Source organism: Vagococcus sp. WN89Y (genome assembly GCF_052220145.1).
GTDB lineage: Bacteria > Pseudomonadota > Gammaproteobacteria > Enterobacterales > Enterobacteriaceae > Kosakonia.
Window position 1 is genome coordinate 45,732 of the sequence record NZ_JBQPOM010000062.1, and the last position, 23,831, is coordinate 69,562.

Here is a 23,831-nt window from a genome sequence, read left to right on the forward strand (position 1 = left end):
ATCACCTCGGATCGGCTTGTGGCGATGTGGGAACTGCTGCCGGAGACGTTGGCGCGGCTGCACCCGCAGTCTCTGGCTGTGTAATCGCGCTTACTGGCGCATTCTGACTTTCGGCGTTTTCATGCAGAATGGCCTCTTCTGCCTGCTTATTAAGAACCAAAAGACTAATTCGGCGGTTGATTGCTTCGTCCGGGCCACGATCGGCCAGGCGCATGGTGGCAGCCATACCGACTACGCGCAGGATCTTGCCGTAATCCAGGCCACCGGCCACCAGCTCGCGGCGCGATGCGTTGGCGCGCTCGGCGGAAAGCTCCCAGTTGCTGTACCCTTTTTCGCCGTTGGCATAAGGGAAATCGTCGGTGTGCCCCGACAGACTGACACGGTTCGGAATACCGTTCAGAACGGGCGCAATGGCGCGTAAAATATCGCGCATATAAGGTTCGACTTCCGCACTGCCGGTTTTAAACATGGGCCGGTTCTGGCTGTCGATAATCTGAATACGCAGCCCTTCCTGTACCAGATCGATTTTCAAATGCGGACGCAATGCTTTCAGCTTCGGGTCGGCTTCAATTAACTGATCCAGATCGCCGCGTAATTTACTCAGGCGCGACTGCTCCATGCGGCGTTTTAAATCATCAATGTTGGGCTGTTTTTGAATTTCGCCCTGTTGCTGTGTGTAGTCATCGCCACCGCCCGGAATTGGGCTGTCGCTATTAGAAATTCTCGGCCCACCCGTGACCGCTGTTGCCAGCGGCGTGCGGAAATACTCCGCAATCTGGATGAGTTCTTTAGGGCTGGAGATTGATATAAGCCACATCACCAGAAAGAATGCCATCATCGCCGTCATAAAGTCGGCATAGGCAATCTTCCAGGAGCCGTGCCCCCCGCCACCGTGGCCTTTATGTTTTTTTCGTCTGACTACGACGATAGGATGGGACTGATTTTTCATGCGTCCTCAGTCGTCTTCTGTTGGTTAGGGTTTCTTACCGCACGCACGTGCTCATCCAGTTCGAGAAACGACGGACGCTCGCTCGAATAGAGTGTTTTGCGACCAAATTCGACGGCGATCGGCGGCGCGTAACCATTCAGGTTCGACAGCAGCGTTATCTTGACGCACTGCATCATTTTGGCGGTTTCGGCGCTTTTCTGACGCAAGACACTGGCCAGCGGCGAGATAAACCCATAAGCCAGCAAAATACCCAGGAACGTCCCCACCATCGCGTGCGCAATCAGCGCGCCGAGTTCGGCAGCCGGACGATCGGCGGAGGCCAGCGCGTGCACCACCCCCATTACCGCCGCAACGATACCAAACGCAGGCAGCGAATCCCCGACCATCGCCAGCGCGTTGGCGGGCACTTCAGCTTCGCTTTCATGGGTTTCAATCTCTTCATCCATCAACGCTTCAATTTCGAAGGTGTTCATATTGCCGCTGATGATGAGACGCAGATAATCCACAATAAATTCAAGCATCGTGGCATCCGCGAGAATGCGCGGGTAGCTGGCGAAAATCTCGCTCTCTTTCGGGTTTTCGATATCCCGCTCAAGCGAGAACATCCCTTGCTGACGTGATTTCGCCATCAGGCGATAGAGCAGCGCCAGCAAATCCATATACATACTTTTGGTGTATTTAGAACGGCGAAACAGCAAAGGCAACGCTTTCATCGTCCCTTTGATAGCTTTACCGTTATTGCCCACAATGAATGCACCGACACCAGCGCCGCCGATGATGATGAGTTCAGACGGTTGATAGAGTGCTCCAAGGTGTCCGCCGGTCATCATATAACCGCCTAAGACTGCACCAAGAACAACCAGGTAACCTAATACGATAAGCACGACATCATCCTTCTGCTAATGACTTGACCAGGGATAAACAATTCGAAGGGATAACGCGAAGGCAGGTAAAAAAAAAGCAGCGGCATTACTGCACCGCTGCTGGAGTGTTTTCCACCTGATTCGGTTAAACAGCCTGATCGATCTGTTCATCCAGCAGTTGTGGAATAATATCGGCAGCATCACGGGAAAGTTTACGTCTTTTTACCGCGCGGGACGGCGGCTGGCATAAACTGCAGGCGAAGCTTCCAACAGGCTGATGTGCATGCGTAATAAAATTACCGCCGCAGCAATTACAGCGTGACAACTCCAGCATCCCACTCTCCACAAATCGCACCAGCGTCCAGGCGCGCGTCAGCGCCAGAAGCGGGCCGTCCTCAGGCTGAGGACATTGTTCGAGATAGAGTCGGTAAGCTTTGATGACGGCATCCACACCGCTGCATAAACCTGTTTTCAGCAAATACTGCCAGGCATTGCAGAACATGGAAGAGTGAATATTTTGCTCCCAGGTCATAAACCAGTCGGTCGAAAAAGGCAGCATACCTTTTGGCGGCGGACTACCACGCAGCTCTTTGTAGAGTTTAATAAGACGACCACGGCTCAGCTGCGTCTCACTCTCTAACATTTGCAAACGTGCGCCCAGCGTAATCAGCTCCATTGCTAACTGAATATCGCGGGCTTCCTGAACAATGCTTTTCTCAGTCATCGTTTACGCCCTTTTCTTCCTGGCTGCATCGCCGGTAGATTCATTGAGCAAGCGGGTTGAAAGTAAAATCCCGGTGTGGATCTGCTGTAAATCATCCACACGCGATTCCTGAGTCAAACGCGTAATAGTCTGTGAACTGTCGAAGCGGAACTGGCAAATAAGCTGATTAGTTTCAGCCAGTTTTACCATTTGTGGCAGGGTTAATTCACCCAGTGTGGTAGCCATTTCTTCATTAATGCCAAGACGGAACATTGCGGACGCCTTGTCCTGGCTGATCAAACGCTGAGCAAGCAATAAATACGACAGGTTGATGTCGTACACATGTTTCAGCAACTCGGATGTATGCATTTTTCCCATCCCGAATAACCAACTTGTATCTTATGCGGCGGTGCCGCACCCCGTGATGTCGCCGGAAAAAAACCGGTATAAAAAAGAAAGGCTAAATGCATAACGAATCAGGATTTTCGTGCAAGGCGCTTCGCTCAATTTGTAATGCCCTGCAACGCTCTTAAATATTTCTTACAAAGAACTAAGATTTTTCCTAATTCGACGCAACTGTACTCGTAGGTGCTGATACATACAATCTGACTAATGACAAAATTTAGGATTTTTGTGATCCACGTCACATAATTTAAGTGATTTAGCGGAAGAAATCTATCAGTCTTGCTTGTGATTCGATGATTTTTTGTTCTATCAGCGCCCTTTTCTATTCCGCCGTGATGAATATGCATGCAAATCTCCCGCCAGAATGCAAAAACTGGTCGGAGGATTAGGTTCTGCGCGATTAACATTTCCCCAAATGTTTCTATTAGCGAAACAAAAACAAAACACCTTATAAAACAATTAATTATAATTTAAGCACAGCTAATTAATTACGGTTAGTTATCATTGCAACTTTGTTAATGATATAGATCAAGTAATTAACATTTTGATCGTAAATTCTGTTGATTTTAGTTAAGTATTTAAAAACGGTTAACCTGTACAAAAGTCATACATTACATAAGGTAAGAATAATTAATGAATATTTATGACAGCGTTCACACGGCTGTCATATTCACCCGTTGCACTGGCGACTAAAAAGGAGTAAAGGTGAAAAAATTTCATGTGTTCGCAGGGAGAAAAAGATGGCCTATGCTCATCTTCTGGTCGCGGTAGCCGTCACGCCTGAAAGCCAGCAATTACTGGCAAAAGCGATTGATATTGCGCGCCCTTTTAACGCACGCATTACGCTCATTACGCTGGCATCCGACCCGGAGCTTTATAATCAATTGGCTGCGCCGATGATGGAAAACGTCCGCAATATGTTACAAGAAGAAACAGAACAGTTTCTGCGAACGCTGGTGGATAATGCTGATTATCCTGTGGCACAGACACTTATTGCATCCGGCGAACTCACCGAACACATTCTGCACACCACACGCACCCAGGGTGTCGATTTGGTCATTTGCGGCAACCACAACCAGAGTTTCTTCTCCAGAGCCGCCTGTGCAGCGAAAGGGATTGTGCAGGCCAGTGAAGTAGATGTTCTGCTGGTGCCGTTAGGGGAATAAAAAACCCCCGCCGGGCGGGGGTCTGTGGCGTTAAGCCAGCTTCGGAAAGGTCGCCACTTTGTTCTGTAGCTGGCTTTGCGCGCTACGTGGCGTTATTTGCTTTAAATCGCTGATAAACCTTTTCTGCCAGTTTTCGATATCATTCTTCTTGATTATCTCCAGCATCTCCGCATGGCGCGAGATACGCTCGGCGAGCGGCATGCTCAGCGCCCTGTCCATCGCGGCAGCAACATCATCCCTGTCGTAGGGATTGACCAGCAGCGCTGAGGTAAGCTCATTGGCAGCACCCGCGAATCGTGACAGGACAAGCACCCCTGGGTTAGCCGGGTCCTGAGCGGCAACATACTCTTTTGCCACCAAATTCATCCCGTCACGCAGCGGCGTCACCAGCCCGACGTCTGCATAGCGAAAGACTTTCATCAATACTTTTCTGTCAAAGTGCTGGTTCAGATAATAAAGCGGCGTCCAGCCCAATTGACCATATTTTCCGTTGATGCGCCCGGCTTCCGTTTCGAGGGTATGGCGAATGTCCTGGTAAGCCTGCACTTCACCACGGGAGGTAGGCGCAATCTGCGTATAGCGGATTTTGCCATGATGCTGGGGGTATTTCTCCAGCAAGGTTTCATAGGCAAGGAAACGTTCCGGCAGCCCTTTGGAGTAATCCAGACGTTCTACCGAGAAGATATTTTTGACGTTTTTCAGCTCTTTTTTAAGCTGCGCCAGTTTTGCAGGCAGCGGACCGGCAGCCTGGCGGGCAATTTCATCCGGCTCGATACCAATCGGGTAAACTTCGGTCTGGAAGTTTTTGCCCCACGCCACGTGCTGTTTGCCGCCACGCGTGGTTAAGCGCGTCTGGAGCGATAAGCTATCAAGGAAGGCCTGACGATCGCTTTCGGTCTGGAACCCAAGCAAATCGTAATCACACATAGCCTCAAGTAGCTCAGCATGCGGCGGCAGAGCATTGAAAATTTCCGGAGTCGGGAAAGGAATATGCAAGAAGAAACCAATCTGATTATTTACGCCACGTTTACGCAGTTCGCTGGCAAACGGCAACAGATGGTAATCATGGATCCATAAAATATCGTCAGGCTCGATAAGCGGCAGCAGTTTATCCGCCAGCAGCGCGTTGACTTCCTGATACCCGTCCCACGCTTCACGCTGGAAATTAACCAGATCCAGGCGGTAATGGAAAGCCGGCCACAGCACGGCATTAGAGAACTGTGAATAATACTGCTCGTAATGATCTTCACTGAGGTTAAATGAGGCCCAGGTGATGTTTCCTTTTGTCACCATTTTTAGCGGTTGATTCTCATCCCCTGTCTCACCACTCCAGCCGAACCACAGCCCGCCGGTAGCTTTTAATGCCCCCAAAATACCTACAGCCAGCCCACCCGCGCTGGACTTCTTATCATCAGGCGGTGCAATACGATTAGATACTACGACTAAGCGACTCATAGCCATCTCTCCTGTTTGTTAGCGCCTTTTCTTTTTGTTGTTGATGGTCGGTTATACTTTCAAGCCACTGGTAAACGTCCTGGACTCTTGCCAGCCGCCATTTTGCCTGCGTTGCGCCTGCACCGACTTTTATCGAAATGCCGCCAAGTTTATTGACGACCACAAATCCATGCTCATCTGTCAGATCGTCTCCCAAAAAAACAGGCGTTTTCCCGGCAAATGGCGCCGAGCGTAAAAATTCGGCTATCGCCTCGCCTTTATTTATGCCGGCAGGTTTCAGCTCTATCACACATTTACCCGGCTGCATGGCCAGTTCGGGGTAGCGCGCAACCACGTTTTTAGCCAGCTCATAGAGCGTGCTTTCGTGCTGCGGCCCCTGGCGATAATGCAGCGCAAAGGCCATGCCTTTGACCTCAAGCTCCACGCCGTCGAGCGCAGCAAGCTCTTGCCGGAGCGCTTTCTCCAGCGGCAGGCGTATATTGTCCGGTAACGAAATACGGTGAGTATGACCATTGATATCGCGGCGCTCTGCCCCATGCACCCCGGCAAGCGGGAAGTGATACGGCTGAGACAGTTGTTCAAGCTCGGTTATCGAGCGCCCTGAAATCAGCGCCAACGCACCGTCGTTTAACTCTGCAAGCAATGAAAGTCTGGCAAGAACATCGTCCGGAATTGTGACCTCGTCAGGATGCGGTTTGATATCAGCGAGGGTGCCATCCAAATCAAAAAAATATGCAAATTTACCGGAAAAGAGAGGCGGTACTGATAAAACGTCTTCCACCCAGGTTTCCTCCATACAGTATTGATGCGAGCGATAATTTACTCACATCTCATTATCATTAGCTATGTAAGTATAGACAGTGTGACGCTGCTCGCCATTCTGAGAAGAAGTTACCAGCCGAATTGGCGGCTGGTAACGAACAGGAAGTAAACTATAAAGTTGAGTCCGCAATCTTGTGCCAGGTATTAAACCGTGCGTTTGGCTTTTTGTTTGTAGCGGTCGAAAATCACCGCTGCCAGCAGGATCAAACCGCGCACGACGTACTGGGAAAAGGGAGAGATATTTAACAGGTTCATCGCATTTTCAACGGTGCCCAGGATAAGGATCCCCGCCACCACATATGAGATTTTTCCTATGCCGCCTTTCAGCGAAACGCCACCCAATACGCAAGCCGAAATCACTATCAGCTCATAACCAATCGAGGTCATGGGCTGGCCGCTGGTCATACGCGAGGCGAGAATAATCCCTGCCGCAGCAGAAACCAGACCGGAAAGTACAAAGATGATTATCTTGGTGCGCACCACCGGCACCCCGGCAAGCCTTGCCGCTTCTTCATTCCCCCCAATCGCCAGCGTGTTGCGCCCGAAGGTGGTTTTATTGAGCAGAAAGCCGAAAATCACCAGGCAAATCACTGTCAGCCAGATAGGCGCAGGCAGCCCGAACCAGTTGGCATAACCGAGCGTAAAAAAGCGCTCGTCTTCAATGCCCACGGCTTTACCATCCGAGATGATATACGCCAGGCCGCGCACAATCTGCATCGTGGCAAGCGTTGTGATGAGGGCATTGATTTTTAACCGGGCAATGACAAAGCCGTTAACCAGCCCGCTTATCACCCCCAGCATCAGCCCGGCGAACACGCCAATCCACAAGCTTTCGCTCAGGTTAATCACCACCGCCGTGGTAACCCCGGCGCAGGCAATAACCGAGGCCACGGAGAGGTCAAAATCCCCCGATGCCAGGCAGAACAACATGCCGCAGGCCACCATACCGGACATAGAGATAGCCAGTCCCAGCCCTTTCATATTGACGAAGGAAGCGAAGTTCGGCACAAAAATGGCGCAGCCGAGAAACAGCACGGCAAACACCACCAGCATGCCGAACTGATCCCAGATACGCCCGAAGCTGAACGCTGATTTAGACGCACGCGGCGTTGTTAAAGATGACATCTTTCTCTCCTCACTCAGGCGACTGCCTGGCTAACTTTAGGCATCGCAAGGCTCAGCGCCTGCTGCTCATCGCCCTGACCGTGCAACAATTCACCGGCAATCTCGCCTTCACGCATCACCACGATACGATCGGCGACACCGAGTACTTCCGGTAAATCACTTGAGGCAAACAGTACCGCCACACCGCGCGCAGCCAGCGCGTAGATAACGTTATAGATTTCATGCTTCGCACCTACGTCTATCCCACGGGTCGGTTCATCAAGCAAAATCACCTTCATCTCCTCGGATAGCCAGCGGCCAAGAATGGCTTTTTGCTGATTACCGCCGGAGAGATTCATAATCAGCTGATCGGCACCGGGGGTTTTGATATTCAGCGCACGAATTTGCTGTTCAGCGTTTTCGCTCTCCCAGCCATTATTAATCAAACAGCCCGCGTGAATGTACTTACGCCGGGCGCTGATATTGATGTTCTCCTGCACCGAATGCACCGGAACGATCCCCTCCGCTTTCCGGTCTTCCGGGCACAGCATCATGCCCGCGCGAATCGCGTGCGACGGTTTCTGGATGTCGATCGGCTGCCCGTCGATAAACACCTGCCCCTGGGTAATTCGCGTGCCGCCAAATAAACCTTTCATTAATTCACTGCGCCCGGCGCCCACCAGCCCAAACAGGCCGACAATTTCACCGCTGCGCACGCTGAGGCTGATGGGTGTACGTACGCCCGGCGCTTTGACCTCATCAAGACGCAGGCGCTCCTCGCCGTAGTCCCGCGGTTGCCAGCCGTAGATATCGCCCAGCTCCCGCCCGACCATCGCCTGCACCAGTTGGTCATGGTTAACCTGCTGCATATCGGTAAAAGTGCGCACGTAACGGCCATCTTTAAAAACGGTGATGGCATCACTGAGCGCAAAAATCTCTTCCATACGGTGCGAGACGTACAGGATCACCCTGCCCTCTTTACGCAGTTCGCGGATGACGCGAAACAGGTTGTCGATTTCGCGTGCAGACAGTGAACTGGTGGGTTCATCGAACGCAATCACTTTGGCGTTGCGCGCCAGCGCTTTGGCGATTTCGACCATCTGCCACTGGCCGATAGAGAGGTATTTCAGCGGTGTTTGCGGGTCAATATCCAGGCCAAGGTGCTCAAGCTGCAAGCGGGCTTCGTAATTCAGCAGCGAGCGATTCACTAAGCCCCCTTTATGCGGAAGCTGCCCAAGATAGATATTTTCGGCGACGGTCATTTCCGGCACCAGATGCAGCTCCTGGTAGATTATCGCTACCCCGGCGTTGAGCGCCGCCGTGGTATCGGCAAAGGAGACGTCCTCTCCTTTTATTAGCAACGTGCCGGTGGTCGGCGCGTAGTTACCGCTGAGGATTTTTAAAAGCGTTGATTTGCCCGCACCGTTTTCGCCCATCAGTGCGTGAACTTGCCCGGCGTAACAATCAAAGCTTATCTCGCTGAGCGCCTGCACTCCGGGGAATGCCTTGCCGATGCCGCGAAAAGAGAGATAGGGGGTCGACTGTTGCATAACGTCTCCGTAGTACGTCTGGCTCCCCGAACCGGGGAGCGCAACTCACTTTAATTACAGCCCTTTTTTCGCCAGCTCTTCTTTGAAGTTCTCGCGGGTGATCAGTACGACATCGGTCACCGCCGTGAATTTTGGCGGCTCGGCATCTTTCGTTACCCAGTTGTAGAGCATTTCGCTGGTTTTATAACCGTGCACATCCGGGCTGGGTAACAGCGAACCGAAGAAACCGGTCGCCTGCGCTTTGGAAAGCTCGCTTACCGCATCCACGCCATTAATACCGATGCCAATCACGTCCGGCGCTTTAAAGCCCTGGCCTTCCGTTGCGCGCACGCCGCCGAGCACGGTGTTGTCATTCATACCGAGCACCAGCCAGTGTTTCACTTCCGGGTGCTGAACCAGCAAGGAGTTACCGGCGTCAAACGCCCCGGGGATATCGTTCGATTTTGTCGGCACCTGATAGATCTGTTTTTCCGGGAATCCGGCTTTTTTCAGCGCATCCATCGAACCGGTAGTGCGCCGACGTGCGGTGTCCAGCTCGTTGGCGGTAATCGCCATCACCGCCGTCTCTTTCACATCCCAGCCGCGTTTTTGCATCTCTTTATACAGCTCGTCGCCCTGGCGAGCGCCAATTTCGCTGGCGGCCATCATCACCAGCGGAACGGATTCCATCGGCTTGCCTTTGGCGTTCACAAACTGGTCATCCACCGCGATAACTTTCATGTCGTAGCCGCGAGCTTTGGCGACAATCGCCGAGCCAAGTTTTGGGTCCGGCGTACAAATCACAAACCCTTTGGCGCCGCTGGCAGCCAGACTGTCGATTGCGTTCAGGGTTTTCTCCCCATCAGGAACCGCAATTTTTATCACTTCAAACCCTAAATCTTTACCGGCCTTGTCGGCGAATTTCCATTCAGTCTGAAACCACGGTTCTTCCGGTTGTTTCACCAGAAAACCCAGCTTCATGGTTTCAGCGATAGCGGATTGTGACATAACGGCTGCCAGGCCGATGGCCGCCAGCGCTTTAGTGAATTTGTGCATGGTAAACTCCAGCTTTCGCATTCTTTTATGTAGGGAAAACAAACGATCGGTTTATTTAAAAGTTCATAAAACAAGGCATTAGATTCCGGGATACTATGGACATCTGTGCTGGAAATAGTTTTAGCGGGAAATTGATTCTCCATAGGAGAGCGGCATCACACCGCTGAATTACAGTAATTCTGTACATAAATTCAGCGATATATCACATAAAAATAACGATATTTGTCGGACAAATAGAAGGGGTAAAAGCAGGATAATCCATAACGACAGCGATGTTATCCTTGTCCCGGATACAGAGCGTATCCGGGCAGAAAAGTTACCAGTTATAATAGATATGCTGGGCGTGATCCCGCGCTGCGGTTTCATCACCCTGTAACCGGGCGGCAAGCGTAAAAGCAAAATCGAACGCCACGCCCAGGCCTTTGCCGCTTAACAGGTTGCCATCTTCCACCACCGGCGCATCAACATACTCGCCATCGCGCACGGTTTCATAAAGCGTGCCTGAACAGACGTAGCGCCGCCCTTTTAGTAAGCCATTGCCGCCCAGCACGCGTGCCGCCGCTGAGCAAATGGGGCAGATAAGCTTCCCGGCGTCGTCATGGCGCTTAACAAAACGCACCACCTCGTCACTGCCTGCAAGGTTTACACTGCCCTGCGGCCCGCCGGGCAGCACAATGGCGTCGTACAGCGTATCTAGGTGTTCTGCAAGCGTGCTGTCCGCCACCATCGGGATAGAATGATAGCTCTCCACCGCACGCGAAGAGGCGCAGGCCAGGGTCTGGACCGTAATATTCAGACGACGCAAAATATCAATGGTGATTATCGCTTCAGCTTCTTCAAAACCGGGCGCTAACAGTACCGCCACTTTTTTCATCACTGACTCCTTAGCCAGAATTATTGCGAAAGTGGTGGTATTGTTGATCAAAACATCGTTTCAAAATCCCCGGTTCGTCACAAGTTAGTGCGCTTCGCCCTGCGGGGTGAATTTCAGCTCAATCAGCGCGATAGCTTTTTGAATCGCGCGCAGCGTCACCGGGTCAGCAGCGGCTGGATGGGTTGTAAAATCAATGTTTTTAAGCTGGTCAGACATTTTTTCACGCACTTCGACCGGCGCGATAACGTCAATCACATCCAGGATTTGCTTAATAACCAACTGGCAGGCGACAACGTCAGATACCAGTTCCTGATCGGCAGAGAGATTTTGCGACATATGAGGCTCCTTTAAGAAAGTGCGTCATAGTACCGGGAAACCCACACTAAGAGTAGTTGGTCGCAGGATTTGCGGGCATAAAAAAACCTGCGTTAAGCAGGTTTTTTTATCAGAACATTGCGCCCGGCGGGACATCTTTGAATGTTTTGCAGTAAGTTTCAAACATGTGTTTCAGGATTTTGCGCAGTTTCATCTGTTACTCCAGCGATATGTTATGCAGGTGTTATGTTTCAATGCGCACATATTATGACATCCATCACAAAAATCAATCCAAATGTGATTGAAATCACGTTTCATAAATCAAAAATAGCGTAGCGTTGTTAAAAAAATAAATACAAATCCTGCACTTACATCATTAAAAAATTTTTTATTATTTAAATAATTTTTGCACGGGGAAGATTTAAAATGCGTGAAAGCTCCCTCTCGCGAAAGACAGGAGGTCTTTCACCCACCGCGCTGCTGGTCGCTGGCGCTTTCTTTATGGAGTTCCTTGACGGTACTGTCATCGCCACCGCTCTGCCGGATATGGCGAAGAGCTTTGGCATCGAAGCCGTCGCGCTCAATATTGGTATCAGTGCTTACCTGATAACGCTTGCCGTGCTGATCCCGGCCAGCGGCTGGATTGCCGACCGCTTCGGCGCGCGCAATGTCTTCTCGCAGGCTTTGGCCATTTTTACCCTCGCTTCGGTCTTTTGCGGGCTTTCCACCACGGTTGAAACCTTTGTTGCGATGCGTATTTTGCAAGGTGTCGGCGGCGCGCTGATGGTGCCGGTTGGTCGGCTGGCCGTCCTTCGCACCACGCCGAAAAATCAGCTAATCACCGCTATCGCCACGCTGACCTGGCCTGCGCTGGTCGCGCCTATTATCGGCCCTGCACTGGGGGGATTTATTACGCACTATGCGAACTGGCGCTGGATTTTCTTTATTAATGTGCCGCTGGGGATAGTGGCGATTGCGCTGGCGCTGCGCATCATTCCGGCGATACGCGAAGCAGAGCGCCGCCCTTTTGATGTGCCGGGTTTTATCGCCACATCGATTGCGATGGTAAGCCTGGTGTACGCGATGGAAGCCCTGGGTTCCCGCCAGCCGCAACTTGCCTTAACACTCAGCCTGCTGGTTATCGGGGCTGTTGCGCTGGTTTATACACTGCGTCATTTTAAGCGTGCAAAATGGCCGATGATCCGCCTTGATGCCATGCAGGTGGCGACATTTCGCGTCACGATGTATGGCGGTTCGCTGTTTCGCGCCTCGATAAGCGCCGTCCCTTTTCTGTTGCCGCTGCTGTTTCAGGTGGGTTTTGGTATGGATCCGTTTCACGCCGGGCTGCTGGTACTGGCAGTGTTTGCCGGAAATTTGACCATCAAACCCGCGACCACTGTGCTTATTCGCGCGCTGGGCTTTAAAAAGTTGCTGCTGATAAACGGTGCGCTGAATGTGCTGGCGCTGCTGGCCTGCGCGTTTTTGACTTCGCACACGCCGGTGTGGCTCACTTTTTTACTGCTTTATCTGGGCGGCGTGTTTCGTTCGGTGCAATTTACCGGGGTCAGCACGCTCGCTTTTGCCGATGTTCCCGCAGCACAAATGAGTTATGCCAACACGCTGTTCAGTACCGCCACGCAGCTGGCGGTGGGGCTGGGTATCACACTTGGCGCGATTGGCATCCGCCTGGGGGAGTTCGTCAGTGAGTGGCTGCATATCACGCAGGTTGAAGGGGTCAGCTTCCGACTGGCGTTTGTCTTTATCGCCCTGATTTGCCTGGTTGGCATGATAGATACGCTACGGCTTGCTCATGATGCCGGGCGTGCGGTATCGCAAAAAGCGCAGTGAAAAGAGGCCAGCCTGCGCTGGCCTTGTGTTATCAGGCAAGCACTTCACGAACAAAGGCTTCAATCTCTTTGTTCTGGCAGTTTTCAAAGAAACATTGCTGGAAACGCTCACCGGAAACAGCAGTCTTCACCAGCTCGCGATCGATAGCACGCAGCGTGTCGAGGTAGTTATCTTTCACGACCGCAGCTTTCACCTGGTTGAGAATACCGGCGTTGCGAACCTGTGGCTCTTTACGCTCCGGTGGGTAGCCTTCGCCTTTACGCCCGGTAAACGCTTTCTCAAAGATAAAGCGCACGTTCAGCTCTGCGCCCCAGCCAAAACCTTTGGCGAAAGGCAGCGCCAGCGCGTTACCGTTGTTGATTTGCGCAAACAGGAAAGCATCAGCCGGATCAATACAGTAACCGCACACCACGCCCGGATGGATGTTCAAAGACATCAGCGCGCCCTGCCCGGTGCCGCAGCCGGTGACGACAAAATCCACCGCTTTCGCGTTAAGCAGGATGCTGGCCATAATACCTAAGTGAATATAGGTCAGATGGTGGTCATTCTCGTCGCTCATACCAACGTTAAACACCGGGAAATCTTTCTCGTCCGCAACCGCTTTCAGCTCTTTCAGGATGATAGCGTTTTTCGCCGCCTGGCTGTTTTCCATCATCAGTGCAATTTTCATTTTTGTCTCCTGTGAACACGCTTCAGATAGCAAAGGTTGCGTAAACCTTACTACCTGGCAAACATACTTTCAAATTTAATGAAAAATGGTTTTAAAAATTAAAGACGTGCTCACAGTTTTGCCCTCTCAGGCGCAAAATCCCTGCCGCTTCGCAAAAAAATGAAAAAATCTTCACGCTTTGTACTTCTTATCTAGACTGCAATAAGACATTGATATGATTAATCTGAGGTTTACAGGTGAAACTGCGTTGCCGGGCAGTACTGACATCGTGGCTTTTTACTCTGCTGATGGTTTTTGCGCCACAGCGTACGCTTGCAACCCCATCCACGCCGGTTCCGGTCTGGCTGTACGATGCGGAAAGTTATGAATTCTGGCGGGATGCCAGCGGCGGCTATCATGGCTTATATCCGCAAATCATACAGACACTGAATGCCCGATATGGTTACAACTTACAAATTCGCCCCATTGGCGGTGCAGAGATCCTTAAACGTTTTAATGAAAACAGCTACGGCCTGTATGCCGGTGTGTTACGCACCGATGCGCGCGCACGCAGTAAATTACTTTCCGCGCGGCTGTTTGATAATGAAGTGCTTGCCGTCAGCCCGCGGATGCAGGTGCTCAAAGCCGGGGATTTAAACGATATGCGGGTGGTCTTTCGCCGCAACGATACCACCGCTGAGCGGGTAAAACAGCGTTATCCGGATATCCGTTTCAAAGAAATCTTGCTGGCAGAAAGCAGTGAAGATGCGTTTCATATGCTCAGCACCGATCGGGCCGATTTTTATATTAATGACGCCACCGAGATGATAAACACCGAACCCTATTACATCCTCTCGCGCCCTTTTCCCGGCCTGCGCATCGCCAGCGTATTTGCCTTCAGCCCAACGCTGTTACCCCTGCGCGAGCATATGAATGCCCTGATAAACGACTGGCAGCGCAGCGGAGAAATGCAACAGGCTATCGCTCTCCACACCCGCCAGTTTTTGACAAGCCGCCTGCGGGTGAGTGAGGCAGAGCGTGAGTGGCTCAGGCAAAATCCGCTGGAAGTCTGGCTACCGAAAAAGGAAAACTTCGCCCCGCTTATCTGGCGCGATGATACGGGGTATCACGGTTCAGCTATCAATCTGATAAATGATTTACGCGAACTGCTGCAGGCAGACGTGAAGGTTCATTATATTGATAACTATTATGCAGAGTTGCAGCGCAACCACTGGCCGATAAGGCTGATTGAAATCCGCGACGCCTCCCTGGCTGCTCCGCGCGATGAAATCATCGGTCCACAATCAAGCTGGCACAACGCTTATTACAATCTGATAGGCCAGCCTTTTATCTGGGACGAGTCGCAAATTCGCCATCAGCGGGTGGGCGTGATTAAAGGCGCTTTCACCCAGTTTTACTTGCAAGAACACTATGGCGAAGACGTAACAATCGTGCCTTTCGAGCATATTGATCAGATGATTGGCGCTATCGAAAACAACAAAATCGATTTTATTCTTGGCGATCTCAGTACGCTGGAAACCTCGCTGCGCGGGAACGAGCTCTTTCGTGGCGTGCTGAAAGTGGCGGGTTTTACACGCGGCGAATACCGCATTGGCCCGGCGACAGACAGCACGTTTCCACTGCATAACTTACTTGCCCAGGTACATCAGCTTTCGAGCTACCGTACGCAGCTTGAGCGCCAGGCTGTCCCGGCTGGTGTTCCACAATTAACCCGCAATACGCTGAAAATCATTAGTGTGGTGCTGCTCATCACCGCGCTTTTTAGCCTGTGCCTGTTGCTGCTGATGTGGCGGCAAATGCGCAAAAACCGGCTGGTCAATCGCAACATTGTGCAGGCGATGGAGAAAGTGAATCGCGCACACGATGACGAAACGGGCAGCCATATTCAGCGGGTGGCGAAATACTGCAACCTGATGGCGCGCGAGCTGCATCTGCCGCGACGTATGGTGCGGGATATCAGTCAATATGCTTCGCTGCATGATGTGGGAAAAATCGCGGTGCCGGAGCAGATTTTACGCAAAAAAGGGCCGCTCACAGCGGAAGAGTTTGACGAGATGAAGCTGCATACCCTGAAAGGCTGGCGCATTATTCAGGGACTGGGACTGGGCCAGGTGGCGGAAAATATTATCCATTTTCACCACGAAAAATGGGATGGCAGCGGCTATCCTGAAGGGTTGAAAGGTGAGCAAATACCGCTGGAAGCCCGGATCCTGGCGCTGGCGGATGTGTATGATGCGCTGCGGCAAAAACGGGTGTACAAACCGGGCTTTAGCCATGAACATGCGTCGGGAATGCTTTTCGACGGTTCAGGAAAACATTTCGATCCCCGGCTGGTTGCGCTGTTTCGCCAGCATCATGAACGTTTTCGCGCTATTTATGATGCGCTCGCCGATTGATGGCCTCCGTTGCAATTAGAAAAGGCAGATTCGCGGGTTATTCAACCTATTGCCTCTGGAATCAGTACGATAAAATAAGTGCATGTCCAAACGGATCGAAGCGATTTATGAAAAGATTACTCGTTGCTACCGCGCTGATATTCCTTGTCGGGTGCACCTTCACAAAAGAAGCGCAGGTCAGCGAAGTCGATACGACCAGCGGTCTGGTGCGTCTGAGTTTTAACCAGACGATGATGCAGTCCGCCAACGATGACACCTACACTGCGCAGGGCACCGCCAACAAACAGTGCCAGCAGATGGGTTACGCTTCCGCCGTGCCTTATGGCCAGCCGGTAAAGACCTGCAGCCTGATAAGCGGCTCTGCGTGTATGAACACAAAAGTGACTATTCAGTATCAATGCCGTGGTATGGCATTTAATCACACCGCCCCACTATATTAATTAACTGGCCGGCATTATTTGCTGGCCTTTTTATTTAGAATATAAATAATTCTTATTTATTAAACTTTGCCAATGCGTTTTATTATCATTATCCTTTACGCTCAGCGTAATTTTAATTTAAACTTTTGCAAAAAATAAAATAACAAATTATAGTGACCGCTCTTCAACAATAATTAATTACCGGAGCCGCGCCATGTTAAAAGCAGAGATGATTGAAAAACTCAACGAACAAATGAACCTCGAACTATTTTCGTCCCTGCTCTATCAGCAAATGAGCGCATGGTGCAGCTATCACAGCTTTGAAGGCGCGGCCGCTTTCCTGCGCCGCCATGCTCAGGAAGAAATGCAGCATATGCAGCGCCTGTTCGCTTATCTTACCGATACCGGCAACCTGCCGCGCATCAGCACTATCAACGCTCCTGCCGCTGAATTCGCATCTTTGGATGACTTATTCCGCGCCACCTATGAACACGAGCAGTTGATCACCCGCAAAATTAATGAACTGGCTCATGTGGCCATGACTTCCCAGGATTATCCAACCTTTAATTTCCTGCAATGGTATGTCGCCGAGCAGCATGAAGAAGAGAAACTGTTTAAATCCGTTATTGATAAATTAACGCTGGCGGGAAAAAGTGGCGAAGGCCTTTATTTTATCGATAAAGAACTGGCTACGCTGGATACACAAAATTAAGACAACGGGCGGTGGAAATTCTGCCGCCCTTTTTTTACATACATCCTGCGCAACTTGTGCAACGCCAGTCCTCTTTATTTACCGCCTGGTAAAAATAGCGATAATTCAGCTCTTCCAGCGCAATACCGTAATCAAAAAACAGATCGGTCAACCAGTCGACATTGTCGATTATCCACTCATCCTCTTCCAGTCCCTGAGCAAAGGTCTCATCATCCGGGTCAATAATCGAATAGATACCCCATGTGCCGAGATCTTTTTCGCGCCGTGACTCCGGGAGTTCAACGGGTGTTCCCTGCCAGCAAATGATCCAGTGACCGTGGCACAGCAAATTTCCGCTACGCGACCATTTTGCCTGAAAGGGATTGCCATCGTGCATAACCTTCCTCTTTTTTTGATTCTTTATAATTATTTTTTAAGTTACGCCGGATTGTCGCGCAAACGTATTCCCCTTATGAAGTAGTCAAAGTCACTGAAACTCTCTGGCAAATGTCTAACCCACCAGCACTGTAAACATTAAATTACACAGCTTGTAACGGTCGTTTGACGAAACTGTTTTTTTCCCTTACTCTGCGCCGCATAAAATTGTGGGTAGTGCGGTCTATTGCAGAGGAAAGCGTGAAAAATCGGACGCTTGGAAGTATTTTTATCGTTGCTGGCACCACTATTGGTGCAGGTATGTTGGCAATGCCCCTGGCGGCAGCCGGTGTGGGGTTTGCAACCACGCTGGTTTTATTATTCGTTCTCTGGGCGGTAATGTGTTACACCGCGCTGCTCCTGCTGGAAGTCTATCAGCACGTCCCGGCAGACACCGGTCTTGGCTCGCTGGCGCGACGTTACCTCGGGCGTTACGGGCAGTGGATCACCGGTTTTAGCATGATGTTTTTGATGTATGCGCTGACGGCGGCCTACATCAGCGGCGCTGGCGAACTGCTGGCGTCCAGCTTAAGTCAGTGGTTGAACCTGCAACTCTCCCCCGCCACTGGCGTGCTTCTGTTCACTTTTGTTGCCGGTGGTGTGGTTTGTATTGGCACCTCGCTGGTCGATCTCTTTAACCGTTTTCTATTCAGCGCAAAAATCATTTTCCTGGTGGTGATGCTGGTGTTATTGATGCCACATATCCATCAAGTTAATTTAATAACGTTGCCGCTGGAAAAAGGCCTTGCACTGTCGGCCATTCCGGTCATTTTTACGTCTTTTGGCTTCCACGGCAGCGTGCCGAGTATTGTCAGCTATATGGGCGGGGATATCCGCAAGCTGCGCAAGGTGTTTATCACCGGCAGCGCGATCCCGCTGCTGGCCTATATTTTCTGGCAGCTGGCAACGCTTGGTAGCATCGACTCTCCGACGTTTATCGGCCTGCTCGCCAGCCAGTCTGGCCTGAACGGTCTGTTACAGGCACTGCGCGAGGTCGTGGCATCTCCACATGTTGAACTGGCGGTGCATTTGTTTGCCGATCTGGCGCTCGCGACCTCTTTTCTCGGCGTATCGTTGGGGCTGTTCGACTATCTGGCAGACTTGTTTCAGCGCCGCAATAACGTGGCCGGGCGCGTGCAAACTGGTGTGATAACTTTCCTGCCGCCTCTGGCATTTGCGCTGTTTTATCCGCGTGGTTTTGTCATGGCGCTGGGCTATGCAGGCGTGGCGCTTGCCGTGCTGGCCCTGCTTCTGCCCTCAATGCTTGCCTGGCAGAGCCGTAAACAGCATCCGCAAAAAGAGTGCTATCGCGTCCCCGGCGGCAAGCTGGCACTTGTCGTGATTTTTGCCTGCGGTATCGCCATTATCGGCGTGCAGTTTTCTATCGCTGCCGGTCTGTTGCCTGACGTCGGTTAAGTTCTGTGTTCAAAGCCGCGCGAGCCTAGCTTCGCGCGGCTTTTTTTTGCCTTTTAATCGCGTGATGCGGCGACAAGGCGTATGCTCATAACGTTCAGGCGTCATAAAAAGGAGTATTTATGCGTAATGAAAACTCAATTCCGAAAGCGGGTCTGTACATCTCGCAAAAAGATCCTTCCATGCAGTTTATTGTGACGGCGGTCGCGATAACAAATCCTGCCAGCGATACGGACTTTGATGAAGTCACCTACCATGTCACTCTCGCGAAATCGGGGGATCAGAATGATATGGCTGCACGGGGTTACGAGCTTGATCCTGACGAATGGTGGCAATTTGTGATTACCCATCAGCTTGAGTATGCAGGCGAAGTATAAGCCTGGCGGAGGGCATGTTGCCCTCCTGTGGAGAAATCTGGCGGAAGGTGATGTCAGAAATACCCAATTTCAGGCACAAAAAAACCACCTTTCGGTGGTTTCACGACACTGCTTATTGCTTTGATTATTCTTTATTTTCCCAATGGTACCCGGAGCGGGACTTGAACCCGCACAGCGCGAACGCCGAGGGATTTTAAATTGGTTTTTAAAATCAGTAAAATCAATACATTAGAAAATTTCTCCGAACATAGCCCAAAATAACACCACCTTAAATACATACACTTACATCCTCTCTGGTACCAATCTTCGGAATGATTAGTGAATAAAAATGCTTCATTCCGTAGCCCTGTACCACGCTTGCCAACGATACTTATCCAGCCGTAACTGGCACAGGCATTCCGCTGTTTCGATGTCTACTTGCAGATCTTCGTCGCTGTCTGTTCCAGCTTTACTCGCTCCCTTGCACGGCACCTGCATCAAATCCGCTGATGGAGTTGGCCGCGTCGAGGGCTCGCTGCCGCAGCTGCACAGCGTGATCGTCAAAATCGCACTTAACATGATTCGGGTCGTTAACATATTTCACCACGTCTCGGTAAATGGTCCGGTAAATCACTTTACCCTCTGCGCTGGCCGCCGCCGCTTTCTGCTCGCCGATGGCGACGGCTTTCTCAGCTTTCTTCTGCTTCGCTTTTGCCTGGCTGTTAACGTGCTCGCTGTGCGCATACCACCCTTTGATGTAACCTACATAAAAGGTACCGACAAAAAACGCCAGCAGAACGGCCAGCGCTAACAGCTTTGCTTTTATCGTCACTGGTCTATCCCCCAGCACGCTAACGCGCTTTCCTGATCCCGGCGCTCAACCTGACCATAGCAGCCATTCTTCTGGCCTTTGGTCAGTCTACAGTCACGGCCCCCGTCTTTGATCCACCAGCGGATCGCCTCACATGCCCCTTTTCGGTCACCGGCATTCATTCGCTTATAGAACGTTGACGGGAAGCATTTGCCGGGTCCGATGTTGTACGGACAGAAGGATGCAATCCCGGCTTTCTGCGGCTCTGTCAGCGGTACCTTGATGTTGCGGTCTACCCATGCCAGCGCCTTATTACGTTCAATGGCGTTTACCTGGTCGCATTTCGCCTGCGTCAGTTTCATACCTGGTATCACCGGCTTGCCATCAACCATTGTGGCACCACGGCAAATCGTCCAGATGCCTCCACCGTCTTTGTATGCAGTGAGGCTATTCCCCTCTTTCTCATTCAGGAACTGATCGAGAATGACCGATGCTGGTGCACCAGCGAGTACCAGCCCCAGAACGGCGGCACTTAGTTTCGCCCGGCTATTCATGAATGAATCTCCGTTTCAGTCATCACCCGCTGGACTTTAGCGACAACTTCGTCGGCCTGTTCGAGGTTGTGTGAATCCGACTTGCTCAGGAACTCGATAACCGCTCTTGTTCGCTGGCGGTCTAATGCCAGACGTTCTGCGGATGCGTGGCGATCAGCTTTAATCTTTGCCCGGCGGTCAAGCCAGCCAAGAAACGAGAGCAGGAAACCGAGAACTGCAAGCACGAGATATGTTAAATCAAGAGTAGTAATGCCGAGATAAGCAGCAAGGGTGGTTAACCCATTGCCGATCCAGGACAGCCAGTTATTTTGCGGATTCATCCCCAAACCTTACCCCGGAGGGAAATTTATGTAGTCCCGCAAGAGTATGGTTAGGCTACGGTCGGAATCCTGACCATATGAAAGGTAATGAACTGCTACGGGTTCGTTGGTATACTTTTCCCCCTTCTTAATAATTAGATCTTATTCATGATTGCCAACATTCAGTATTTGCGGTTTCTTGCTGCTTTCCTCGTGATATATGCACATGCCAACTTAGCTGTTTACGGCATCACGCCTCAGATAACAAACCTGGGTGGTGTCGGTGTGGATATATTCTTCATCATCAGCGGATTTATCATGCCGTACATCATTTACGGCGGGCTCTATAATGATGGCATGATGCCGAAGTTAACGCCGGTGGGGTTCATTAAACGCCGCATCACTCGCATATGGCCTTTGTACCTTATAGCAACGCTGGTGGTCATATGCATATCATGGTTTGTTGACTCCGGCGTCATTTCTCAACCAACCGCAGACTTTGCTTATATCTTTAACGGCTCGAGACTGGACATGATGTGGTTCGTCAAAACAATGACGTTCATGAACTTCGACAAGCCCCCTATTCTTGGCATCGGCTGGACTTTACAGTTTGAATTCTTGTTCTATTTCTTACTCGCCGGCTTGCTTGCGATTGGCATTAAAAAAGCCAACTCACTCGAGTTTTATTCAGTCTGCGCTCTTGTAGTTTTCGGTGCTGGCAATGCTCTGGCTCATGGCGAAAGTAAGGTTCTGGTAACGCTATCCAGCCAGATGTTTATCGAATTTATCCTTGGCATGTATCTGTACCGTATGTATTCCGCAGGATGCGTACTGCCGAAGTGGCTGGCGTGGGTGGGTATCGCTTCTTTCTTTCCGCTTTTTGCGTTCGCTAACTCGGGTGTTTTCGCTTATAACGATTATTCTCGGCTGCTCACATGGGGCATCCCGGCGTTCGTGATTGTCTGGTCGGCTCTGAGCCTTGAAGGGGTTATTCCTCACAACCGCACTTTCCTGCTACTGGGCGACTCATCTTACAGCCTGTATCTGTCTCACGGTATCTCAGCGCCGGTATTTCTGTTTATCTGGACGCAGCTTGACCTCGATAAGACAGTGAGCGTAGTTCCTTATGTTATCGTCTATTACATCTACTGCCAGGTTATCGCCCTTGCCTGCTATAAACTCATCGAAAAGCCAGTTAATAGCTGGATAAAGAAAAAAGCATACGGAAAAGCTAAATGAAAAAATTAATTATTACTTCACTATTGTCTGTGTCATTTGGTGCAGCAGCTGAAATACCCGCTGCACCTGATGACTACACGACATGCACGGATGTAAAGTGCAGCAACTACATTGTGAATAAGTTTAATATTCACCCTTCTTTCTTTGGTGGAAAATTCGTTTATTCGGATACTATTTACGCATCTGAGGATTTTAAAAGCGACAGGCTGCTATTCAGGCCTACCGGCCCGGTCATGATGTTCAATCAGACAACCGGTGAGATCTATCATAACGGTACCGATTTCAGGGTATCAGGCGACAAAATAGCAATCCCTGATGGCTCTGCTATCCCGGTAGCTAAATCAGGATTTAAAAAGCCGCTGAAAGAAGATAAAAATTTTAACATCAACGTTACGACTGAATATCAGAAATATCAGATTTCGGCGTCTTACAAGAAGGAAGATCACCTTTACCTGAAAATGAGTGACGGGGTTACAGACTTACGTAATTACGTTAAAAGCCTGCAGGAAATGAAGGTGACGTATTACGGGGATAGCATTACTTACGGCGCGAATGCCAGCGACATATACTCAGAGCCGCATCAGCCTCCATACGTGGGCCTGGTCTCTGCTTACATGTCTATGGTCAAGGGAGGGAAATATCATTACTACAATCCATCGGTACCAGGATGGACCTCTAACAACGCCTACTACAGCACTGACGGAAGGCTGACAAAGCTCGATTCTGATGTTTATATCATTTCTTTCGGCATGAACGACTCAAATGATTTGCCCCCTAAAGAATACTATTTCAGCATCGATGCCTTGATAAAAAATATTAAAAGCAAAAATAAGAATGCACGAATCGTACTGCTTTCTTCTACCCTTCCGAATCCTGAGTGGGTACTTCCTAAAAAGGAATATTTCCCTTTATACAGCGAAGAATTGAAAAAGTTATCTCTCAAATATAATCATGTGACATTTGTCGACATCACAAATATCTGGGTTCAAATGCTTCAGCGAAAAAATATTTATGCTATCACTGGTAATGGAGCGAATCACCCTGCCGACATGGGGCACCGGGTGATTGCAGAAGCATTGCTTACCGCCTTCCTTGGCGATGACTTCTCTTAAACAACAATTTTCAGGAAGTTATCCTCTTTATAAATGGTGCCCGCAGGGGCACCAGATATTTCAGATAGAGTTTTCACATTTTTCAGCGCCACCATTCCATCAGTAGAAAGTTCAATGCTCGGCGCATCATTGTTCATATTGATTTTTAGTGTCCCAACCGCGCTACCACCATTGGCACTTGTCCATTCAAACGACGCTATAGAGATGATCCTACCCGCGTAGTGTGGACACGGCCCTAAGCGAGGTTCTGGTTTTCAAATTGCTCCGGGCTGAGTCCGCCACAGGCACTGTGGCGACGCCACCGATTGTAATCACACTCAATATTATTGAACACCGTCGTCCGCATC

At 50.6% G+C, this 23,831-nt stretch carries 28 protein-coding genes; 9 read left to right on the forward strand and 19 right to left on the reverse strand.

Going from position 1 to position 23,831, the window contains the following annotated elements; translation table 11 throughout:
* Position 1: 1 nt before the first annotated feature.
* The 4 genes from motB to flhD all read right to left on the reverse strand — a co-directional run bounded on the left by motB (position 2) and on the right by flhD (position 2,884).
* Positions 2 to 949, reverse strand: coding sequence for a flagellar motor protein MotB (gene motB, locus ACTU3N_RS17620; protein ID WP_443087424.1), 948 nt, complete (start codon positions 947 to 949; stop codon positions 2 to 4).
* A complete protein-coding gene (motA, locus tag ACTU3N_RS17625) occupies positions 946 to 1,833 on the reverse strand; it encodes a flagellar motor stator protein MotA (RefSeq protein WP_443087425.1) in 888 nt (295 codons plus the stop codon). The genes motB and motA overlap by 4 nt, the downstream gene beginning before the upstream one ends.
* A gap of 124 nt (positions 1,834 to 1,957) precedes the next feature.
* Entirely contained in the window at positions 1,958 to 2,536 is a 579-nt protein-coding gene (gene flhC, locus ACTU3N_RS17630) for a flagellar transcriptional regulator FlhC (protein WP_443087426.1), read from the reverse strand.
* A 3-nt stretch (positions 2,537 to 2,539) separates the two neighbouring features.
* The gene (flhD, locus tag ACTU3N_RS17635; RefSeq protein WP_443087427.1) at positions 2,540 to 2,884 is read right to left on the reverse strand and encodes a flagellar transcriptional regulator FlhD; all 345 of its coding nucleotides are present in this window, start codon (positions 2,882 to 2,884) and stop codon (positions 2,540 to 2,542) included.
* 776 nt (positions 2,885 to 3,660) lie between these two features.
* On the opposite strand from flhD, the gene uspC reads away from it, so the two are divergent.
* Complete coding sequence (gene uspC, locus ACTU3N_RS17640; protein WP_443087428.1) at positions 3,661 to 4,086, forward strand: universal stress protein UspC; 426 nt, start codon at positions 3,661 to 3,663, stop codon at positions 4,084 to 4,086.
* Between the two features lie 30 nt (positions 4,087 to 4,116).
* Here the strand turns inward: uspC and otsA are convergent, their stop codons facing one another.
* The 8 genes from otsA to azuC all read right to left on the reverse strand — a co-directional run bounded on the left by otsA (position 4,117) and on the right by azuC (position 11,455).
* Positions 4,117 to 5,541: an alpha,alpha-trehalose-phosphate synthase gene (gene otsA, locus ACTU3N_RS17645; RefSeq protein ID WP_443087429.1), complete on the reverse strand. Its 1,425-nt coding sequence runs from the start codon at positions 5,539 to 5,541 to the stop codon at positions 4,117 to 4,119.
* Positions 5,516 to 6,322 carry a trehalose-phosphatase gene (gene otsB / locus ACTU3N_RS17650; RefSeq protein WP_443087430.1) on the reverse strand — a complete coding sequence of 269 codons (807 nt, stop codon included), beginning with the start codon at positions 6,320 to 6,322 and terminating at the stop codon, positions 5,516 to 5,518. Before otsB ends, otsA begins: the two co-directional genes overlap by 26 nt.
* A gap of 185 nt (positions 6,323 to 6,507) precedes the next feature.
* A complete protein-coding gene (araH, locus tag ACTU3N_RS17655) occupies positions 6,508 to 7,488 on the reverse strand; it encodes an L-arabinose ABC transporter permease AraH (RefSeq protein WP_443087431.1) in 981 nt (326 codons plus the stop codon).
* Positions 7,489 to 7,502: 14 nt separating this feature from the next.
* The gene (araG, locus tag ACTU3N_RS17660) at positions 7,503 to 9,017 is read right to left on the reverse strand and encodes an L-arabinose ABC transporter ATP-binding protein AraG (RefSeq protein WP_443087432.1); all 1,515 of its coding nucleotides are present in this window, start codon (positions 9,015 to 9,017) and stop codon (positions 7,503 to 7,505) included.
* Positions 9,018 to 9,071: 54 nt separating this feature from the next.
* Positions 9,072 to 10,052, reverse strand: coding sequence for an arabinose ABC transporter substrate-binding protein (locus ACTU3N_RS17665; protein ID WP_443087433.1), 981 nt, complete (start codon positions 10,050 to 10,052; stop codon positions 9,072 to 9,074).
* Positions 10,053 to 10,368: 316 nt separating this feature from the next.
* Positions 10,369 to 10,926: a DJ-1 family glyoxalase III gene (locus tag ACTU3N_RS17670; protein WP_443087434.1), complete on the reverse strand. Its 558-nt coding sequence runs from the start codon at positions 10,924 to 10,926 to the stop codon at positions 10,369 to 10,371.
* A gap of 84 nt (positions 10,927 to 11,010) precedes the next feature.
* On the reverse strand, positions 11,011 to 11,262 hold the full coding sequence (locus ACTU3N_RS17675) for a DUF2766 family protein (protein ID WP_443087435.1): 252 nt from the start codon (positions 11,260 to 11,262) through the stop codon (positions 11,011 to 11,013).
* Between the two features lie 109 nt (positions 11,263 to 11,371).
* Positions 11,372 to 11,455, reverse strand: coding sequence for a stress response protein AzuC (gene azuC, locus ACTU3N_RS17680; RefSeq protein ID WP_017458329.1), 84 nt, complete (start codon positions 11,453 to 11,455; stop codon positions 11,372 to 11,374).
* 212 nt (positions 11,456 to 11,667) lie between these two features.
* Here azuC and ACTU3N_RS17685 point away from each other — a divergent pair, with 212 nt between their 5' ends.
* Positions 11,668 to 13,089, forward strand: coding sequence for an MFS transporter (locus ACTU3N_RS17685; RefSeq protein ID WP_443087436.1), 1,422 nt, complete (start codon positions 11,668 to 11,670; stop codon positions 13,087 to 13,089).
* A 31-nt stretch (positions 13,090 to 13,120) separates the two neighbouring features.
* Here the strand turns inward: ACTU3N_RS17685 and ACTU3N_RS17690 are convergent, their stop codons facing one another.
* Entirely contained in the window at positions 13,121 to 13,759 is a 639-nt protein-coding gene (locus tag ACTU3N_RS17690) for an RpiB/LacA/LacB family sugar-phosphate isomerase (protein WP_443087437.1), read from the reverse strand.
* Between the two features lie 236 nt (positions 13,760 to 13,995).
* Between ACTU3N_RS17690 and ACTU3N_RS17695 the strand changes: the two genes are divergently transcribed.
* The 3 genes from ACTU3N_RS17695 (at position 13,996) to ftnA (ending at position 17,286) form a co-directional block, all read left to right on the forward strand.
* Positions 13,996 to 16,155 (forward strand): HD domain-containing phosphohydrolase, encoded by a 2,160-nt coding sequence (locus ACTU3N_RS17695; protein ID WP_443087438.1) that lies wholly within the window; start codon positions 13,996 to 13,998, stop codon positions 16,153 to 16,155.
* A 107-nt stretch (positions 16,156 to 16,262) separates the two neighbouring features.
* Positions 16,263 to 16,595 (forward strand): YecR family lipoprotein, encoded by a 333-nt coding sequence (yecR, locus tag ACTU3N_RS17700; protein WP_443087439.1) that lies wholly within the window; start codon positions 16,263 to 16,265, stop codon positions 16,593 to 16,595.
* A gap of 193 nt (positions 16,596 to 16,788) precedes the next feature.
* A complete protein-coding gene (gene ftnA / locus ACTU3N_RS17705) occupies positions 16,789 to 17,286 on the forward strand; it encodes a non-heme ferritin (RefSeq protein ID WP_443087440.1) in 498 nt (165 codons plus the stop codon).
* A 34-nt stretch (positions 17,287 to 17,320) separates the two neighbouring features.
* Here the strand turns inward: ftnA and ACTU3N_RS17710 are convergent, their stop codons facing one another.
* Positions 17,321 to 17,662, reverse strand: a complete 342-nt coding sequence (locus ACTU3N_RS17710) for a hypothetical protein (RefSeq protein ID WP_443087441.1) — start codon at positions 17,660 to 17,662, stop codon at positions 17,321 to 17,323.
* 239 nt (positions 17,663 to 17,901) lie between these two features.
* On the opposite strand from ACTU3N_RS17710, the gene tyrP reads away from it, so the two are divergent.
* Positions 17,902 to 19,116, forward strand: a complete 1,215-nt coding sequence (gene tyrP, locus ACTU3N_RS17715; RefSeq protein WP_443087442.1) for a tyrosine transporter TyrP — start codon at positions 17,902 to 17,904, stop codon at positions 19,114 to 19,116.
* Positions 19,117 to 19,235: 119 nt separating this feature from the next.
* Positions 19,236 to 19,490, forward strand: a complete 255-nt coding sequence (locus ACTU3N_RS17720) for a hypothetical protein (RefSeq protein WP_443087443.1) — start codon at positions 19,236 to 19,238, stop codon at positions 19,488 to 19,490.
* A 448-nt stretch (positions 19,491 to 19,938) separates the two neighbouring features.
* Here ACTU3N_RS17720 and ACTU3N_RS17725 read toward each other — a convergent pair whose 3' ends face one another.
* The 3 genes from ACTU3N_RS17725 to ACTU3N_RS17735 are packed head-to-tail and all read right to left on the reverse strand — an operon-like array spanning position 19,939 to position 21,154.
* Positions 19,939 to 20,301, reverse strand: a complete 363-nt coding sequence (locus ACTU3N_RS17725) for a hypothetical protein (protein WP_443087444.1) — start codon at positions 20,299 to 20,301, stop codon at positions 19,939 to 19,941.
* Positions 20,298 to 20,834: a lysozyme gene (locus ACTU3N_RS17730; protein ID WP_443087445.1), complete on the reverse strand. Its 537-nt coding sequence runs from the start codon at positions 20,832 to 20,834 to the stop codon at positions 20,298 to 20,300. Before ACTU3N_RS17730 ends, ACTU3N_RS17725 begins: the two co-directional genes overlap by 4 nt.
* Complete coding sequence (locus tag ACTU3N_RS17735; protein WP_443087446.1) at positions 20,831 to 21,154, reverse strand: hypothetical protein; 324 nt, start codon at positions 21,152 to 21,154, stop codon at positions 20,831 to 20,833. The genes ACTU3N_RS17730 and ACTU3N_RS17735 overlap by 4 nt, the downstream gene beginning before the upstream one ends.
* A 147-nt stretch (positions 21,155 to 21,301) precedes the next feature.
* Between ACTU3N_RS17735 and ACTU3N_RS17740 the strand changes: the two genes are divergently transcribed.
* Both ACTU3N_RS17740 and ACTU3N_RS17745 read left to right on the forward strand, forming a co-directional pair.
* Entirely contained in the window at positions 21,302 to 22,372 is a 1,071-nt protein-coding gene (locus ACTU3N_RS17740) for an acyltransferase family protein (RefSeq protein ID WP_443087447.1), read from the forward strand.
* Positions 22,369 to 23,484: an SGNH/GDSL hydrolase family protein gene (locus ACTU3N_RS17745; protein ID WP_443087448.1), complete on the forward strand. Its 1,116-nt coding sequence runs from the start codon at positions 22,369 to 22,371 to the stop codon at positions 23,482 to 23,484. Before ACTU3N_RS17740 ends, ACTU3N_RS17745 begins: the two co-directional genes overlap by 4 nt.
* Here the strand turns inward: ACTU3N_RS17745 and ACTU3N_RS17750 are convergent.
* Entirely contained in the window at positions 23,481 to 23,621 is a 141-nt protein-coding gene (locus ACTU3N_RS17750) for a hypothetical protein (protein ID WP_443087449.1), read from the reverse strand. The genes ACTU3N_RS17745 and ACTU3N_RS17750 overlap by 4 nt on opposite strands.
* A gap of 98 nt (positions 23,622 to 23,719) precedes the next feature.
* Positions 23,720 to 23,831 (reverse strand): IS3 family transposase (locus ACTU3N_RS17755; protein ID WP_443087451.1); only part of this gene is annotated, 112 nt, incomplete at its 5' end.